General features: G+C 66.8%; 14 protein-coding genes. 7 read left to right on the top strand and 7 right to left on the bottom strand.

All coding sequences use genetic code 11. The annotated features are described in order from the left end of the window. Window positions 1–5 precede the first annotated feature (5 nt). The 5 genes from cobU to CX676_RS04700 all read left to right on the top strand — a co-directional run bounded on the left by cobU (window position 6) and on the right by CX676_RS04700 (window position 4,976). The gene (gene cobU, locus CX676_RS04720) at window positions 6–533 is read left to right on the top strand and encodes a bifunctional adenosylcobinamide kinase/adenosylcobinamide-phosphate guanylyltransferase (protein WP_198590276.1); all 528 of its coding nucleotides are present in this window, start codon (window positions 6–8) and stop codon (window positions 531–533) included. Beyond that, window positions 520–1,473, top strand: a complete 954-nt coding sequence (gene cobT, locus CX676_RS04715; protein WP_101754143.1) for a nicotinate-nucleotide--dimethylbenzimidazole phosphoribosyltransferase — start codon at window positions 520–522, stop codon at window positions 1,471–1,473. Before cobU ends, cobT begins: the two co-directional genes overlap by 14 nt. Window positions 1,474–1,496: 23 nt before the next feature. Next, a complete protein-coding gene (cobS, locus tag CX676_RS04710) occupies window positions 1,497–2,237 on the top strand; it encodes an adenosylcobinamide-GDP ribazoletransferase (protein WP_101751593.1) in 741 nt (246 codons plus the stop codon). A gap of 130 nt (window positions 2,238–2,367) precedes the next feature. Further along, complete coding sequence (locus tag CX676_RS04705) at window positions 2,368–2,997, top strand: TRAP transporter small permease subunit (protein WP_101751592.1); 630 nt, start codon at window positions 2,368–2,370, stop codon at window positions 2,995–2,997. After that, on the top strand, window positions 2,997–4,976 hold the full coding sequence (locus CX676_RS04700) for a TRAP transporter large permease (RefSeq protein ID WP_101754142.1): 1,980 nt from the start codon (window positions 2,997–2,999) through the stop codon (window positions 4,974–4,976). The genes CX676_RS04705 and CX676_RS04700 overlap by 1 nt, the downstream gene beginning before the upstream one ends. 131 nt (window positions 4,977–5,107) lie before the next feature. On the opposite strand, the gene CX676_RS04695 is transcribed toward CX676_RS04700, so the two are convergent. From CX676_RS04695 to CX676_RS04670, 6 genes are all read right to left on the bottom strand, one after another. Further along, window positions 5,108–6,316: a TRAP transporter substrate-binding protein gene (locus CX676_RS04695; protein WP_101754141.1), complete on the bottom strand. Its 1,209-nt coding sequence runs from the start codon at window positions 6,314–6,316 to the stop codon at window positions 5,108–5,110. Between the two features lie 252 nt (window positions 6,317–6,568). Continuing rightward, window positions 6,569–7,846 (bottom strand): phosphopyruvate hydratase, encoded by a 1,278-nt coding sequence (gene eno, locus CX676_RS04690; RefSeq protein ID WP_101751591.1) that lies wholly within the window; start codon window positions 7,844–7,846, stop codon window positions 6,569–6,571. 70 nt (window positions 7,847–7,916) lie between these two features. After that, window positions 7,917–8,603 (bottom strand): endonuclease/exonuclease/phosphatase family protein, encoded by a 687-nt coding sequence (locus CX676_RS04685; RefSeq protein ID WP_101751590.1) that lies wholly within the window; start codon window positions 8,601–8,603, stop codon window positions 7,917–7,919. After that, window positions 8,600–10,000 (bottom strand): protein adenylyltransferase SelO, encoded by a 1,401-nt coding sequence (locus CX676_RS04680; protein ID WP_101751589.1) that lies wholly within the window; start codon window positions 9,998–10,000, stop codon window positions 8,600–8,602. The genes CX676_RS04685 and CX676_RS04680 overlap by 4 nt, the downstream gene beginning before the upstream one ends. 94 nt (window positions 10,001–10,094) lie before the next feature. Continuing rightward, window positions 10,095–10,802, bottom strand: coding sequence for an aquaporin (locus CX676_RS04675; protein WP_101751588.1), 708 nt, complete (start codon window positions 10,800–10,802; stop codon window positions 10,095–10,097). A gap of 143 nt (window positions 10,803–10,945) precedes the next feature. Then, window positions 10,946–11,284, bottom strand: coding sequence for a DMT family transporter (locus CX676_RS04670; protein WP_198590275.1), 339 nt, complete (start codon window positions 11,282–11,284; stop codon window positions 10,946–10,948). Between the two features lie 179 nt (window positions 11,285–11,463). Here CX676_RS04670 and obgE point away from each other — a divergent pair, with 179 nt between their 5' ends. Both obgE and proB read left to right on the top strand, forming a co-directional pair. Further along, the gene (gene obgE, locus CX676_RS04665) at window positions 11,464–12,501 is read left to right on the top strand and encodes a GTPase ObgE (RefSeq protein ID WP_101751587.1); all 1,038 of its coding nucleotides are present in this window, start codon (window positions 11,464–11,466) and stop codon (window positions 12,499–12,501) included. Further along, window positions 12,489–13,604, top strand: a complete 1,116-nt coding sequence (gene proB, locus CX676_RS04660) for a glutamate 5-kinase (RefSeq protein WP_101751586.1) — start codon at window positions 12,489–12,491, stop codon at window positions 13,602–13,604. The genes obgE and proB overlap by 13 nt, the downstream gene beginning before the upstream one ends. A gap of 18 nt (window positions 13,605–13,622) precedes the next feature. Here proB and CX676_RS04655 read toward each other — a convergent pair whose 3' ends face one another. Further along, window positions 13,623–14,525, bottom strand: coding sequence for a 1-acyl-sn-glycerol-3-phosphate acyltransferase (locus CX676_RS04655; protein WP_101751585.1), 903 nt, complete (start codon window positions 14,523–14,525; stop codon window positions 13,623–13,625). Between the last annotated feature and the right edge of the window lie 8 nt (window positions 14,526–14,533).

Genomic DNA, 14,533 nt, shown 5'->3' with positions numbered 1-14,533 from the left:
CCGTCATGGTTAAACGCGCAATGATAGTTCTTGTGACGGGGGGTGCGCGGTCAGGAAAGTCCGCGCTCGCCGAAAAGTTGACTCTGCGGAACGCCGAATCGGCGGTCTACATCGCCACGGCCGAGGCGCGGGATGATGAGATGTCGGCGCGAATCGCGCATCACGTTGCCCGCCGTGGAACGGGCTGGCACACGGTCGAGGCGCCGCACGATCTGGCCGCTGCGCTGGAGGCGACGGACGGGCAGGGGCCGCGACTGGTCGATTGCCTGACCCTGTGGCTGGCCAATTGCGGCTCGGATGCCGATATTGGCGGGCTGGTCGATGTGCTGAAGCGCCAGCGCGATCCGGTGGTGCTGGTCACTAACGAGCTGGGCGGCGGGATCGTGCCCGACAATGCCCTTGCGCGCGACTTCCGCGACCGGCATGGCTGGATGAACCAGGCCGTGGCCGAGGCCGCGGACCAGGTCTGGATGGCGGTCTGCGGCCAGCCCCTGCGGCTGAAACCTGCAAGAGAGAATGATGACTTCCTTTGATGAAACCGTCGCAGCAGCGGCGCGGGCGCGGCAGAACAGCCTGACGAAACCCCCCGGTTCGCTTGGCCGGCTCGAGGAGCTGGCGGTGTTCCTCGCCGGCTGGCAGGGACGCGAGCGGCCGAGGCTGGACCGCGCGCAGGCGGTGGTCTTTGCCGGGAATCATGGGATCGTTGCGCAGGGGGTGAACCCGTTCCCGGCCGAGGTGACCGCCCTGATGGTGCAGAATTTCCGCGCCGGCGGGGCGGCGATCAACCAGCTTTGCGCCGTCGCCGGGGCCGAACTGACCGTGGTGCCGCTGAAGCTGGAGACACCGACCGGCGATTTCACCCAAGGCCCGGCGATGACCCCGGACGAGGTGGACGAGGCGATGCAGGCCGGCGCCGAGGCGGTGGACCCCGAGGCTGACATCCTGCTGCTTGGCGAGATGGGGATCGGCAATTCCACCGTGGCGGCAGCGCTTGCGGCGGCCACCTTTGACGGTTGGGTGGAGGATTGGGTCGGCCCCGGCACCGGCGCGACCTCTGAAGTGATGGAGCGCAAGATCCGGGCGGTGACCGCCGGGCTGGTGCGCCACAAGCCCGCCGATACCCGCGCCACGCTTGCGGCCTTTGGCGGGCGCGAACAGGCGGCGATCTGCGGCGCGATCCTGCGTGCGCGCGAGTTGCGCATCCCGGTCATCCTCGACGGCTTCATTTGCACCGCCGCCGCCGCCGTACTGACCCGCGATGATCCCGAGGCGCTGGCCCATTGCCTGATCGGCCATGAAAGCGTCGAGCCGGGCCATCACCGGCTGATCGCAGTGCTGGGGATGCGGCCGGTCCTGTCCTTGGACATGCGTCTTGGCGAGGGCTCGGGCGCAGCCGTGGCGCTGATGGTTCTGAAGGGCGCGGTTGCCTGCCATAATGGCATGGCGACCTTTGCCGAGGCCGGCATCGGCTGAGGCACGAACTGAGGGGGCATCCCATGCGGCCTTCCGATCTGAAGAACCAGTTGGTGCTGGCGCTGGTCTTTCTGACCCGCTTGCCGCTCGGGGTTCTGCTGCCCGAGCGCGAGGTGCCGCTGATGCGGTCGCTCTGGGCCTTTCCGCTGGCCGGTGCGCTGGTTGGTGTGGTCTCGGCGCTGCCTTTGCTGCTGCTGCCGGGGCCGCCCCTGGTGCTGGCGACGCTGGCGGTGGTGCTGGCCATCTGGATGACCGGCGGGCTGCACGAGGACGGGCTCGCGGATTTCACCGACGGCATGGGTGGCGCCGACCGGGCCGAGCGGCTTCGGATCATGCGCGACCCCTATATCGGCAGTTACGGGACGCTGGCGCTGATCCTTTGCATCGTGCTGCGCGTGGTCAGCATCGCTGCCCTTGGCCCGCTGGCCCTGATCGGCGCGGCGGCGGGCGGGCGCGCGGCGATGGTGCTGGCGCTGACCATCCTGCCGCCCGCCCGTTCCGATGGGCTGGGCCGCGCCGCGGGGCGACCGGGGAAAGGGCAGGCGCTGGTTGCCGGGTCGATCGGGCTGGCCGCGCTGGCGCTGTCCGGTCCCCCGGCACTGGCCGGGCTGATCGGTCTCATCCTCGCCGCCGGGCTGGTCATCCGGCTGGCGCGCACGAGGCTTGGCGGGCAGACAGGTGACGTTCTGGGCACGGTGTCGGTGCTGGGCGAGACCGCCGCCCTGACCGCGATGGCTGTTTACGCTAGCAGGGCACTCGCCTGATACGCGATACGTGTTGACCCCTGCGCGGCCTGCGCATATCGCTTTTTTATCACGGTCAGATCAACTGACCGGAGGCCGGTGCAGTCTCTGCAATTATTGACGATCCGGCATATCAGGGGGAGTATCCGACATGGGCGGCCTTTTGGCCCTGTCTCGCGGCATCGACCGCATGAATACGATCATCGGGCGGTCAGTCTCTTGGCTGATCCTCATCGCGGTGCTGGTCAGCGCCATCAACGCCATCATCCGCAAGGTCTACAGCATCTCCTCCAACGCCTGGCTGGAACTGCAGTGGTATCTGTACGGCGGGGCCTTCCTGCTGGCGGCGGCCTACACGCTTCTGGAAAACGAGCATATCCGCATCGACATCCTCTACGGCCACTGGAAACGGCGGACGCAGCACTGGATCGACCTGATCGGGCATCTGTTCTTCCTGCTGCCCTTCTGCATCCTGTCGATCTGGCTGATCTGGCCCTGGCTGATGCGGTCCTATCGCGGCGGCGAGATGTCGATGAACGCGGGCGGGCTGATCCTCTGGCCGGCCAAGGCGCTGCTGCTGGCGGGCTTCGTCCTGCTGCTGATCCAGGGCATTTCCGAAATCATCAAGAAGATCGCGGTGATGCGCGGGATCATTCCCGATCCGCATCCCGATGCGGGCCATCACGGCGCGCTCGAGATCGACGACGCGCTGCTGCACGACGCGGGCTTTGACGGCCCCGATCAGGCCGACCAGCCTGCCGGGAAGGAGACCCGCAAATGATCATGGAACTCATCGCGCACAACATGGCGCCGATCATGTTCGTGTCGTTGATCATCTTCCTGCTGTTCGGCTATCCGGTCGCCTTCGCGCTGGCTGCCAACGGGCTTCTGTTCTTCGTCATCGGCGTCGAACTGGCCCCGCTCTCGGACGAGATCAACCTCAGCTGGCCGCTGCTCAGGGCCTTGCCCGAACGGTTCTTTGGCGGGGTGGTCGCCAACGAGACCTTACTTGCGGTGCCATTCTTTACCTTCATGGGCATCGTGCTGGAGAAATCCGGCATGGCCGAGGACCTGCTGGACACGATCGGCCAGCTGTTCGGCCCGATCCGTGGCGGTCTGGCCTATGCGGTGATCATCGTCGGCGCGCTCCTGGCAGCGACGACCGGCGTGGTTGCGGCCTCGGTCATCGCCATGGGCCTGATCTCGCTGCCGATCATGCTGCGCTATGGCTATGACCGAAGGATCGCCTCTGGCGTGATCGCGGCGTCAGGCACATTGGCGCAGATCATCCCGCCCTCGCTGGTGCTGATCGTTCTGGCCGACCAGCTGGGCCGCTCGGTCGGTGACATGTACAAGGGCGCGCTGATCCCGGGCCTGGTGCTGACCGGCATCTACATGGGCTATGTCTTCGTCATGTCGATCATCCGCCCGCAGGCCCTGCCGGCGCTGCCGCCCGAGGCGCGCAAGCTGGGCTCGGGGGTGACCTCGCTCTTGGTGGCACTGATCGCCACCGGGGCCATCGGCTACTTCGCCTGGCAATGGCTGCATCCGACCCATGGCTCGAATGCCGACATCCTTGCAGCCGCCATCGCGGTGATCGCGATCTACCTGGTCGCGGTGCTGGACAAGGGGCTGAAGATCGGGGTCATGTCGCGGCTGGCCCAGCAGGTCATCATCGTGCTGATCCCGCCCTTGGCGCTGATCTTCCTCGTCCTTGGCACCATCTTCCTCGGCATCGCCACGCCGACCGAAGGCGGCGCGATGGGCGCGGTGGGGGCGTTGATCCTCGCGGCGGCCAAGCGGCGGCTGACCTTTGACGTGGTCAACCAGGCGCTGGCGGCAACGACGCGGCTCTCGGCCTTCGTCATGTTCATCCTGATCGGTGCGCGGGTCTTCTCGCTGACTTTCTACGGGGTGAACGGGCATATCTGGGTCGAGCATCTGCTGACATCGCTTCCGGGCGGCGAGATGGGCTTCCTGATCGCGGTCTCGGTGCTGGTCTTCGTGCTGGCCTTCTTCCTCGACTTCTTCGAACTGGCCTTCATCATCGTGCCGCTGCTGGCGCCTGCCGCCGAAAGCCTTGGCATCGACCTGATCTGGTTCGGGGTGATCCTCGGGGTGAACATGCAGACCAGCTTCATGCACCCGCCCTTCGGCTTCGCGCTGTTCTACCTGCGATCTGTGGCGCCAAAAGCGCCCTATATCGACAGGCTGACCGGCAAGAAGATGGAGCCGGTGAAGACCAGCCAGATCTATTGGGGTGCGGTTCCCTTCGTCTGCATCCAGATCGTGATGATCGCGGTTGTGATCGCCTTCCCGGGCATGGTCATGCATTACAAGGGTGCGCCGGTCGACACCTCGAACGTGCAGATCCAGATCCCCGGCAGCTTCGGCAATCAGGGCGGCACCGAGGGTCAATCGGGCGGTCTGGGTGGCCTTGGCGGGCTTGGTGGCCTCGGCGATTCGCCTTTCGGTGCACCGGCTGGTGCACCGGCTGGCGGCGACGCGGGCACGGCGGCACCTTCGGGTGGCCTCGGCGGCGGGCTTGGTGGTCTGGGCGGTACGCCGAACTTTGGCGGCGCGCCTGCACCGGCACCGGCAGCCCCGGCAACCGATGCCCCGGCTACGCCCGAAGCGGCGGCTCCGGCAGCGCCTGAAGCCGCACCTGCGGAACCGGCGGCACCTGCCGAACCGGCCCCGAGCGGGGGCCTTGGCGGCGGGCTGGGAAGCCCACCGCCGGGACTGGGCGGCAATAACTGAGTGCGAGAGGGCCGGGACTTTCCCGGCCCTTTCTAATTGTGGTTCCGTGTCCTGCGCCGCCCGGAACCGGCCAACGAGAAAGGCCGCCGCGATCACTCGCGGCGGCCCGTTTTCTGTCCGAGGCTTGCGCCTTAGTTGCTGGCCGGAGCCGGAGCAGCAGCACCATCTGCCGGGGCGGCAGCGCCATCAGCCGGGGCAGCAGCGGCATCACCGCCGACGCCGAACTTGGCCGGGGCGAGGTTGCCGTTGCGCTGCTGGATCATCATGAAGGTGTCGAAAGTATACTCGGCGGTCTGCGCATAGAGATACCAGTCGTCACGATACTGCAGCATCGCCTCGTATTGCGTCTTGAAAGCGGGGTTCTCGGCCGAAAGCTCGGCATAGACCTCGTTCGCGGCGGCGAAGGCGGCGGTCAGGATCTCTTCGCTGAACGGGCGCAGCTGCGCACCGGCGCCATAGAGCTCTTTCAGCGCGGTCGGGTTCTTCATGTCGTATTTCGCCAGCATGTTCTGGTCGGCCGCATGGGCGCAGCTGCGCAGCAGCGACTGGTAGGCCGGCGGCAGCGCTTCGAACTTGTCCTTGGCGAAGAAGAAGCTGACGGTCGGACCGCCTTCCCAGAAGCCCGGGTAGTAGTAGTAGGGCGCGACCTTCTGGAAGCCCAGCTTGGCGTCGTCATAGGGGCCGACCCATTCTGCGGCGTCGATCGTGCCCTTTTCCAGCGACGGATAGATGTCGCCGCCGGCGATCTGCTGCGGCACCACACCCAGCTTCTCCATCACGCGGCCAGCGAGGCCCGAGATGCGCATTTTCAGACCCTGCAGGTCGGCGAGGGTGTTGATCTCCTTGCGATACCAGCCGCCCATCTGGACGCCGGTATTGCCGCCCGGATAGGCCACGAGGTTATGACCGGCGAGGAATTCGTTGTAACGGTCAATGCCGCCGCCCTGGTACTGGTAGGCGGTCTTGGCGCGCGCGCTCAGCATGAAGGGCAGGTCGGCGCCGGGGGCGAAGGCAGGATCCTTGCCCCAGTTGTAATAGCCGACCGAATGCGCGGATTCGACGGTGCCGTCACCGGCCGCGTCGATGGCGCCGAGGCCCGGAACAATCTCGCCCGCTGCAAAGACTTGAATGGTAAACTTGCCGTCGGTCGCCTCTTTCAGGCGGGTGGCCAGTTCTTCGCCGCCGCCGTAGATGGTGTCCAGCGATTTCGGGAAAGACGAGGCCATGCGCCAGTTGATGGTGGGCGATTCCTGCGCAATGGCAGGGGCGGCCAGGCCGGCAGTCGCTGCCGCAGCAGCACCGCCGACCGAGGCGCGCGTCAGAAACGCACGACGGTCCAGATTATTGGTTTTTTTCATGAAACTTCCTCCTGTCGGGATGGGAGGGCGCGTGTCGCCCTTATGTTACCCACCTTGGAACAGGCGCGATTTTAGGGCCTGTCACCGCGCTGTCGAGGGGTCAGTGACACCTAGTTTCAAATAATTTGGTGACGTAGCGGCATGAAGGGCCATGCCCTTGCCGATGCTGCAAAATGTCAGCGCTGACAGGGGCGCGGCAACCGCTTTGGCCACCGCGCCCGGGATGGTGACGGCTCAGCCGCGCAGGATCGATCGGCCGGCATAGACGGCCATCTCGCCCAGCATCTCCTCGATGCGGATCAGCTGGTTGTATTTCGCCAGCCGGTCCGAGCGGGCAAGGCTGCCGGTCTTGATCTGGCCGCAATTGGTGGCGACGGCGAGGTCGGCGATGGTGGCATCCTCGGTCTCGCCCGAGCGGTGCGACATGACGCTGGTATAGCCGGCGCGGTCGGCCATGCGCACGGCGTCCAGCGTCTCCGACAGGGTGCCGATCTGGTTCACCTTGACCAGCAGCGAATTGCCGCAGCCACGGCGGATACCCTCGGCCAGACGGTCCGGGTTGGTGACGAAGAGATCGTCGCCGACCAGCTGCACGCTGCCCCCCAGGCGCTCGGTCAGCAGGCGCCAGCCGTCCCAGTCATCCTCGGCGCAGCCATCCTCGATCGACAGGATCGGGTAATCGGCGCAGAGCGCGGCCAGGTACTCGACATTCTCGCCCGAGGTCAGGGATTTCCCTTCGCCGGCAAACTCGTATTTGCCGTTCTTGAAGTACTCGGTCGAGGCGCAGTCGAGCGCCAGCATGATGTCGTCGCCGGGTTTGTAGCCGGCCTTCTCGACTGCGCGCAGGATGAAATCCAGCGCGTCGCGGGTGCTCGAGAGGTTCGGCGCAAAACCGCCCTCGTCGCCGATCCCGGTCGAGAGACCCGAGGCCGAGAGTTCCTTTTTCAGCGTGTGAAACACTTCCGAACCCATGCGCACGGCGTCGCGGATGTTCTCCGCCGAGACCGGCATGATCATGAATTCCTGGATGTCGATCGGGTTGTCGGCATGTTCGCCGCCGTTGATGATGTTCATCATCGGCACCGGCAGGACATGCGCGCCCGTGCCGCCGACATAGCGGTAGAGCGGCTGGCCGGTCGCGGTCGCCGCGGCCTTCGCCACCGCCAGCGAGACGCCGAGGATGGCATTGGCGCCAAGCCGGCCCTTGTTCGGGGTGCCGTCCAACTCGCACATCATCCGGTCGATGGCCAGCTGCTCGGTCGCGTCCTCGCCGATCAGGTTCTCGGCCAGTTCGCCGTTGACCGAGGCCACCGCGTCCAGCACGCCCTTGCCCATGTAGCGCGACTTGTCGCCGTCGCGCTTTTCCACCGCCTCATGCGCCCCGGTCGAGGCGCCCGAGGGAACCGCCGCGCGGCCCAGGGTGCCGTCTTCCAGCGTGACATCGACCTCGACGGTCGGATTGCCACGGCTGTCAAGGATTTCGCGGGCGTAGATATCGATGATTGCGGACATGCGCGCCTCCTGAGGGGAAAATGTTAGCGCCTTAATAGCGACGCAACGTTACAGGCGAAAGCCGCAAATTTCAGGGCAGTTCGATATCCGCCCAGATCGGCAGGTGATCCGATGCGGCCCGGGCCGGGTCGTCGGAAAAGACGCCCATGCCATGCAGGGTGATGCAGCTGCTGAGCGCCATCCGGTCCAGCCGCAACTGCGGCACCGGCGCGGGATAGGAGGGGCCGGGCGCGATCAGACGATAGCCGGTCAGCGGTTCCAGCCCGCGATCATCGCGCCATTCGTTGAAATCGCCCAGCATCACCAGCGAGCCATTGCCGATCCGCGCCGCCTGCGCCGCGATCCGGGTCAGCTGCGCCCGGCGCGAGGACCGCGCCAGCCCCAGGTGCATGGCGATGACGGTGAGGCCGGGCAGCCGCAGCGCCACCGCCCCGCGCGGCTCCAGCCCCGGCAGGGGCAGGCGGCGCAACTCGGCCTGTTCGGCCAGGTCGGGGCGCATCAGGATGGTCTGGCCGTGCCAGCCAAGGGAGTTCTCGCCGGTGCGGCCGGTCAGATCGGCGGGCACCAGCCCGGTCGTCTCGGCGATCAGCCGGCGCGGCAGCGCCTCGGGCCGGGCGCCATAGCGGAAATCGACCTCCTGCAGCGCGATGATGTCGGGCTTCAGCGCGGCGATCACGGCCAGATTGCGCTCGGGCGCGTGCGGGCCGGTCAGGCCACGGCATTTGTGCAGGTTATAGCTGGCGATCCGCAGGGTCATGTGCCGCAGAAGGTCCGTTTGACAATCTCGTCGGGTTCGGGCGCGATGGACAGATCGCGCCACGCCTCGCGATCTTCGCGCGGATGGGTGACGGCGTCAAACAGGCGCTGGAACGGCTCAAGATCGCCCGCGACCGCGGCGGTGATGGCCTGTTCTATGCGATGGTTGCGCGGAACACGGCGCGGGTTCGCATGCGCCATGATCTGTGCATCGGGCTGCAGGGCCTGCCAATCCTTCGCCCAGGCATCGAAAGCGGCGCGGTCGGTGAACTCGTCCCGCGCGCTGCCATCGGAAAGGCCGGCGAAAACGCGGGTGAAATCCGCGCCCTGTTCGGCCATCAGCGTCAGCAGGCGCTCGATCAGGCCGCGATCCTCGGGCGTGGCGCTGATCCCCAGCTTTTCGCCGAAGCGCCTGAGCCACGCCGCCTGGTAGAGCGCCGGGAAGGCATGGACCGAATGGGTCGCGGCCTCGATGGCGGCCTCGCGCTCTCCCATCAGCGGGATCAGGCAGGTGGCCAGTTGCGCGAGGTTCCAGACCGCAATCTGCGGCTGTTCCGACCAGCGGTAACGGCCCATCTGGTCGATCGAGGAAAACACCTTGTCGGGATGATAGGCATCCATGAAGGCGCAGGGGCCGTAATCGATGGTCTCGCCCGACACCGCCATGTTGTCGGTGTTCATTACCCCGTGGATGAAACCGAGCGCCATCCATTGCGCGATGGTCTCGGCCTGCCGGGCGATGACGCCATCAAGCAGGGTCAGCGGGCCATGGGCATGGGGGTAATGGCGGTCGATGGCATGATCGCTGAGCGCCTTCAGCGCCTCGATATTGCCGCGCACGGCGAAATATTCGAACGTGCCGACCCGGATGTGACTGCTGGCCACGCGGGTCAGGACGGCGCCGGGCAGGGGGGCTTCGCGCATCACCGTCTCGCCGGTGGCGACAGCGGCCAGCGAGCGGGTGGTGGGCACGCCCATCGCCGCCATGAATTCGCTGACCAGGTATTCGCGCAGCACCGGCCCCATCCAGGCACGGCCATCGCCCCGGCGCGAGAAGGGCGTCGGCCCCGACCCCTTCAACTGGATGTCGAACCGATGCCCGTCGGGCGCCACAACCTCGCCCAGCAGAACCGCGCGGCCATCGCCCAGCTGCGGCACGAAGCCGCCGAACTGGTGGCCGGCATAGGCCATGGCGATCGGGTCGGCACCCTCGGGCAGGTCATTCCCGGCCAGCATCTCCACGCCCTGCGCGCTGGCCAGCCAATTTGCGTCGAGGCCCATGCGCTTGGCCAGTGGCTCGTTCAGCGCCAGCAGCCGCGCTTCGCGGACCGGGGTCGGTGGGGTGCGGGTGAAGAAACCGGCGGGCAGGCGGGCATAGCTGTTGTCGAACTGGATCATCAGGGGCCTCCTGTCCTTCATCTAGGCGCAGAAGGCGGCGGGGAAAAGGGCCGCGCGTCGATCAACATGAACGCGCGCCCCGGTTTCACGGGTCTCAGCGGAAGCCCTTTGGCTGCGCATGGGGTGAGCGGGTGATGCCCGCGCCGTGCAGCATCCCCGCCAGCAGACCACCGGCCAGCGGCGCGAGGAGGAACAGCCACAACTGCGACAGCGCCGCGCCCCCGGCAAAGATCGCCGGCCCGATCGAGCGCGCGGGGTTCACCGACACGCCGGTCACGTCGATGCCGACCAGGTGGATGCCGGTCAGCGTCAGGCCGATGGCCAGCCCGCCGAAGCCCACCGGCGCATCGCTTTGCGTGGCGCCAAGGATGACGGTGACGAAGAGGAAGGTGGCGACGAATTCGAAGACGAAGGCCGACATCATCGTGTAGCCGCCATTGTACCCCTCGCCAAAGCCGTTCTGGCCAAGGCCGTTGGCGGCGATGGAATAATCGGCCTTGCCCGAGGCGATGACATAGATGACCGCCGCCCCGGCAATCGCACCGAGGATCTGGGCGATGCAATAGGTGACGAAATCTCCCATGGTCAGACGCCCCGAGGCGAGGAAGCCAAGCGAGACCGCCGGGTTCAACTGTGCGCCCGAGATCACCCCGAAACCATAGGCCGCCGCGACGATCGACAGGCCGAAGGCGAAGGCGATGCCCTGGAAGCCGATCAGATCTCCCATCAGGACCGCTGACCCCACACCGAAGAAGACCAGAATGAACGTGCCGATGAACTCGGCAATTGCCTTGCTGGACATGAAAAACCCCCTGTTATCAGGTGGCTGAAACCACCTGCGCAACAGGGTGCGCCTCGCCTCCGGACCGCGCAATGCGTGTAAATGCCCATGCGACGAAACACCGCTGCGAGTCGGCGCGGTGCCGAACCACCGCCGGTTGCGCCTCAGTGGGTGACGCTGGTCGAGAACAGGTTCACCACCAGCACCCCGGCGATGATCAGCCCCAGCCCGATGATCGCCGGCAGGTCCAGCTTCTGGCCAAACAGCGCCAGCCCCGCCAACGAGACCAGCACGATGCCAAGACCGCTCCAGATCGCATAGGCGATGCCAAGTGGCATGGTGCGAAGCACCAGCGACAGGAAATAGAACGAGGCGGCATAGCTGATCCCGGTGATCAGCGTCGGCACCAGCCGGGTGAACTGCTCGCTGCGCTGCAGGAAGCTGGTGCCGATCACCTCGAGCGTGATGGCGGTGAAAAGCGTGGCATAGGTCAAAGGCGACATGGCAAAACCTCGTGGAGATGCCCCCGATCTAGGGAATCGGGCGAAGCCTGTCACGCTCACGAAACCGTGAGCTGCGGCCCGATCTTGAATGCGGGCGGAAGAAGGCTTATCCCAACGCCTTGCGCCAAGCTGAACCCCTGCGGCATTCGCCGCGCTGAACCGAACTGAAGGATAGACCTGTGAAATTTCTCGATCTGGCCAAGGTCTATATCCGCTCGGGCGGCGGTGGGGGCGGCAGCGTCTCGTTCCGGCGCGAGAAATTCATCGAATATGGCGGCCCCGATGGCGGCGATGGCGGCAAGGGCGGCGATGTCTGGGCCGAGGCGGTCGAGGGGCTGAACACGCTGATCGACTTCCGTTACCAGCAGCATTTCTTCGCCAAGTCCGGCCAGCACGGCATGGGCAGCCAGATGACCGGCAAGTCGGGCGACCCGGTGGTGCTGCGCGTGCCGGTGGGCACCGAAATCCTTGAAGAAGACGAGGAAACGGTGATCGCCGACCTGACCGAACCCGGTCAGCGGGTGCTTCTGGCCAAGGGCGGGAATGGCGGCTGGGGCAACCTGCATTTCAAATCCTCGACCAACCGCTCGCCGCGCAATGCCAATCCCGGCCAGCCGGGGATCGAGCGGACGCTGTGGCTGCGGCTGAAGCTGATCGCCGATGCCGGGCTGGTGGGGCTGCCCAATGCCGGCAAGTCGACCTTTCTGGCCGCCACCTCGAACGCCCGGCCGAAGATCGCGGACTATCCCTTCACCACGCTGCACCCCAACCTGGGCGTCGTCGGCGTGGACGGGCGCGAATTCGTCATGGCCGACATTCCCGGCCTGATCGAGGGCGCCAGCGAAGGCCGGGGGATCGGTGACCGCTTCCTTGGCCATATCGAACGCTGCGCGGTGCTGCTGCACCTGGTCGATGGCACCTCCGAGGATGTCGCCGGCGATGCACGCACCGTGCTGACGGAACTCGCCGCCTATTCCCCGGTGCTGATGGACAAGCCCCGCATCACCGCCCTGAACAAGATCGACGCGCTGGACGAAGAGACCATCGCCGAGCGGCAGGCCGAGTTGGAGGCCGAAATCGGCGGACCGGTCTTCCTGATGTCGGGCGTGGCGAAAGAGGGCGTGACCGATGTGCTGCGCGCGCTCTGGTCCCAGATCGCCGTTGCACGCGGCCTCACCTCGACCCCGGTGGAAACGGTCGAGAAATGGCAGCCCTAGCGCCCGATCTCGCCCGCGCCCGTCGCCTGGTGGTCAAGATCGGATCGGCCCTGCTGGTCGGGCCGGACGGGCTGAAAACCGACTGGCTGCGCGGGCTTTGCGATGACGTGGCGCTGTGGCGCTCGCGCGGGGCCGATGTGGTGCTGGTCTCCTCCGGCTCCATCGCCCTTGGCCGCCGGGTGCTGAACCTGCCCGCCGGTGGCGCGCTGGCGCTGGAACAGGCGCAGGCGGCGGCCGCGGTGGGCCAGATCCGGCTCGCGCGCGCCTACGAGGAAGCCTTGGCCCCGCATGGCGTCACCACCGCGCAGGTGCTGCTGACGCTGGAAGACAGCGCCGACCGCCGCCGCTACCTGAACAGCCGCGCGACGATGCAGACGCTGCTGGGGCTTGGCGTGGTGCCTATCGTCAATGAGAACGACACCGTGGCGACCGACGAGATTCGCTATGGCGACAATGACCGGCTGGCTGCGCAGATCGCGGTGACGGCGGGCGCGGATCAACTGCTGCTGCTGTCGGACGTCGACGGGCTTTATACCGCCAACCCGAAGACCGACCCGAGTGCCGTGCATCTGCCGGTGATCGAGCGGCTGACCGGCGAGATTGAAGCGATGGGCGGCGATCCGGTCTCGGGCCTGTCGAAGGGCGGGATGAAGACTAAGCTGATGGCGGCGCGGACCGCCGTGGCCGGCGGCTGCGCCATGGCGATTGCCGAGGGCTCGGTGCTGCGCCCGCTGACCGCGGTGGCCAATGGCGCGCGCGCCAGCTGGTTCCTGCCCGAGGGCGACCCGCACCTGGCCCGCAAACGCTGGATCGCAGGGATGAAGCCGCGCGGCACCATCGTCATCGACGCGGGCGCCGTCCGCGCGCTGCACAGCGGCAAGTCGCTGCTGCCGGCGGGTGTCACCGGCATCACCGGCGAGTTCAGCCGCGGCGATCCGGTCACCGTCACCGGCCCTGCCGGCGAGACGCTGGCCCATGGCCTTGTCCGCTATACCGCCGACGAAACCCGCCGCATCGCCGGCCACCACTCGGCCGAAATCGAGGCCATTCTGGGTTATTCCGGTCGCGCCGCGCTGATCCACCGCGACGACCTGGCGATCTGAAGCCGGCTTCTCTGTCGCTCAGATATCCCGGGGGAGGCGGCCGAAGGCCGGCGGGGGCAGCGCCCCCTTGCCCTGCGCCAGCCGCGGCGCATCAGGGCCGGGGGCGGGCAGAGCCAGCACGGCATCGCGCAGCGCCGAAATCGCCTCGTCGCTGCTGCGCGGCAGGCTCGCAGGATCGATCGGCGCACCGATGGTGACGCGATAGGGCTGGCTGGCCTTGTTCAGCACCTCGTTGAACAGGGTCACATCGCGCAGACTGGCATGGATCCGGTCCAGCGCATAGAAGAGGGCGGAATTCCGCGCGCGGATGCGCAGCGGGATGACCGGCACACCGAACTTCCGCGCGATCATCGCCGCACTGGCCATCCACGGACGCTCGTGCAGGGTCAGCCAGCGCCGTTTCGCCAACCGGCCCGAGGGGAAGATCAGCCCGATCCGCCCGGCACCAAGCGCGGCACGGGTGTAATCCATCGTCGCGCGGGTCTTGGCATGGCTGCGCTTTTCCAGCCGCCATTCGACCGGGGCGATCAGTTCCTCGGTCTGGGGCAGCACCCGGATCATGTCGTGATTGGCATAGATGAACAGGTCATCGCGCAGTTGGCTGATCAGCGCGTGCAGCACCAGCCCGTCGGCAATGCCGGTCGGATGGTTCGCCACGATCAGCGCCGGGCCACGGGCGGGCAGATGCTCCATTCCCGCCACCTGCACATCGCGCACCATCAGCGCCTGCATCCGGCGCAGGATCTCGGGCGTCGGGAGGTCGCGGAACTCTGCCGCCAGCCGCAGCGTCTCGGGATAGCGCAACAGCCACATCATCGCGCTGCGCGCCAGCGCGTGATGCGGGCGGCCCGAATAGAACCACGGCGCCCGCTCGGCGATCAGCGGGTCGATCCGGGCCTGCATCTCTTCCCTTGCGTCCATCCGCTGCC

It is taken from the genome of Paracoccus zhejiangensis (genome assembly GCF_002847445.1).
Lineage (GTDB): Bacteria > Pseudomonadota > Alphaproteobacteria > Rhodobacterales > Rhodobacteraceae > Paracoccus > Paracoccus zhejiangensis.
Note: the sequence above shows the minus strand (reverse complement) of the source record. Positions and strands in the feature narration are given on the sequence as shown.

What these genes read in the sequence shown, in the direction of transcription:
- CX676_RS04675 (WP_101751588.1), bottom strand. Translation starts at nt 10,802, where the DNA reads ATGTCCAGCAAGGCAATTGCCGAGTTCATCGGCACGTTCATTCTGGTC.
- CX676_RS04670 (WP_198590275.1), bottom strand. Translation starts at nt 11,284, where the DNA reads ATGTCGCCTTTGACCTATGCCACGCTTTTCACCGCCATCACGCTCGAG.
- proB (WP_101751586.1), top strand. Translation starts at nt 12,489, where the DNA reads ATGGCAGCCCTAGCGCCCGATCTCGCCCGCGCCCGTCGCCTGGTGGTC.
- cobS (WP_101751593.1), top strand. Translation starts at nt 1,497, where the DNA reads ATGCGGCCTTCCGATCTGAAGAACCAGTTGGTGCTGGCGCTGGTCTTT.
- CX676_RS04680 (WP_101751589.1), bottom strand. Translation starts at nt 10,000, where the DNA reads ATGATCCAGTTCGACAACAGCTATGCCCGCCTGCCCGCCGGTTTCTTC.
- cobU (WP_198590276.1), top strand. Translation starts at nt 6, where the DNA reads ATGGTTAAACGCGCAATGATAGTTCTTGTGACGGGGGGTGCGCGGTCA.
- CX676_RS04655 (WP_101751585.1), bottom strand. Translation starts at nt 14,525, where the DNA reads ATGGACGCAAGGGAAGAGATGCAGGCCCGGATCGACCCGCTGATCGCC.
- CX676_RS04685 (WP_101751590.1), bottom strand. Translation starts at nt 8,603, where the DNA reads ATGACCCTGCGGATCGCCAGCTATAACCTGCACAAATGCCGTGGCCTG.
- CX676_RS04705 (WP_101751592.1), top strand. Translation starts at nt 2,368, where the DNA reads ATGGGCGGCCTTTTGGCCCTGTCTCGCGGCATCGACCGCATGAATACG.
- cobT (WP_101754143.1), top strand. Translation starts at nt 520, where the DNA reads ATGACTTCCTTTGATGAAACCGTCGCAGCAGCGGCGCGGGCGCGGCAG.
- eno (WP_101751591.1), bottom strand. Translation starts at nt 7,846, where the DNA reads ATGTCCGCAATCATCGATATCTACGCCCGCGAAATCCTTGACAGCCGT.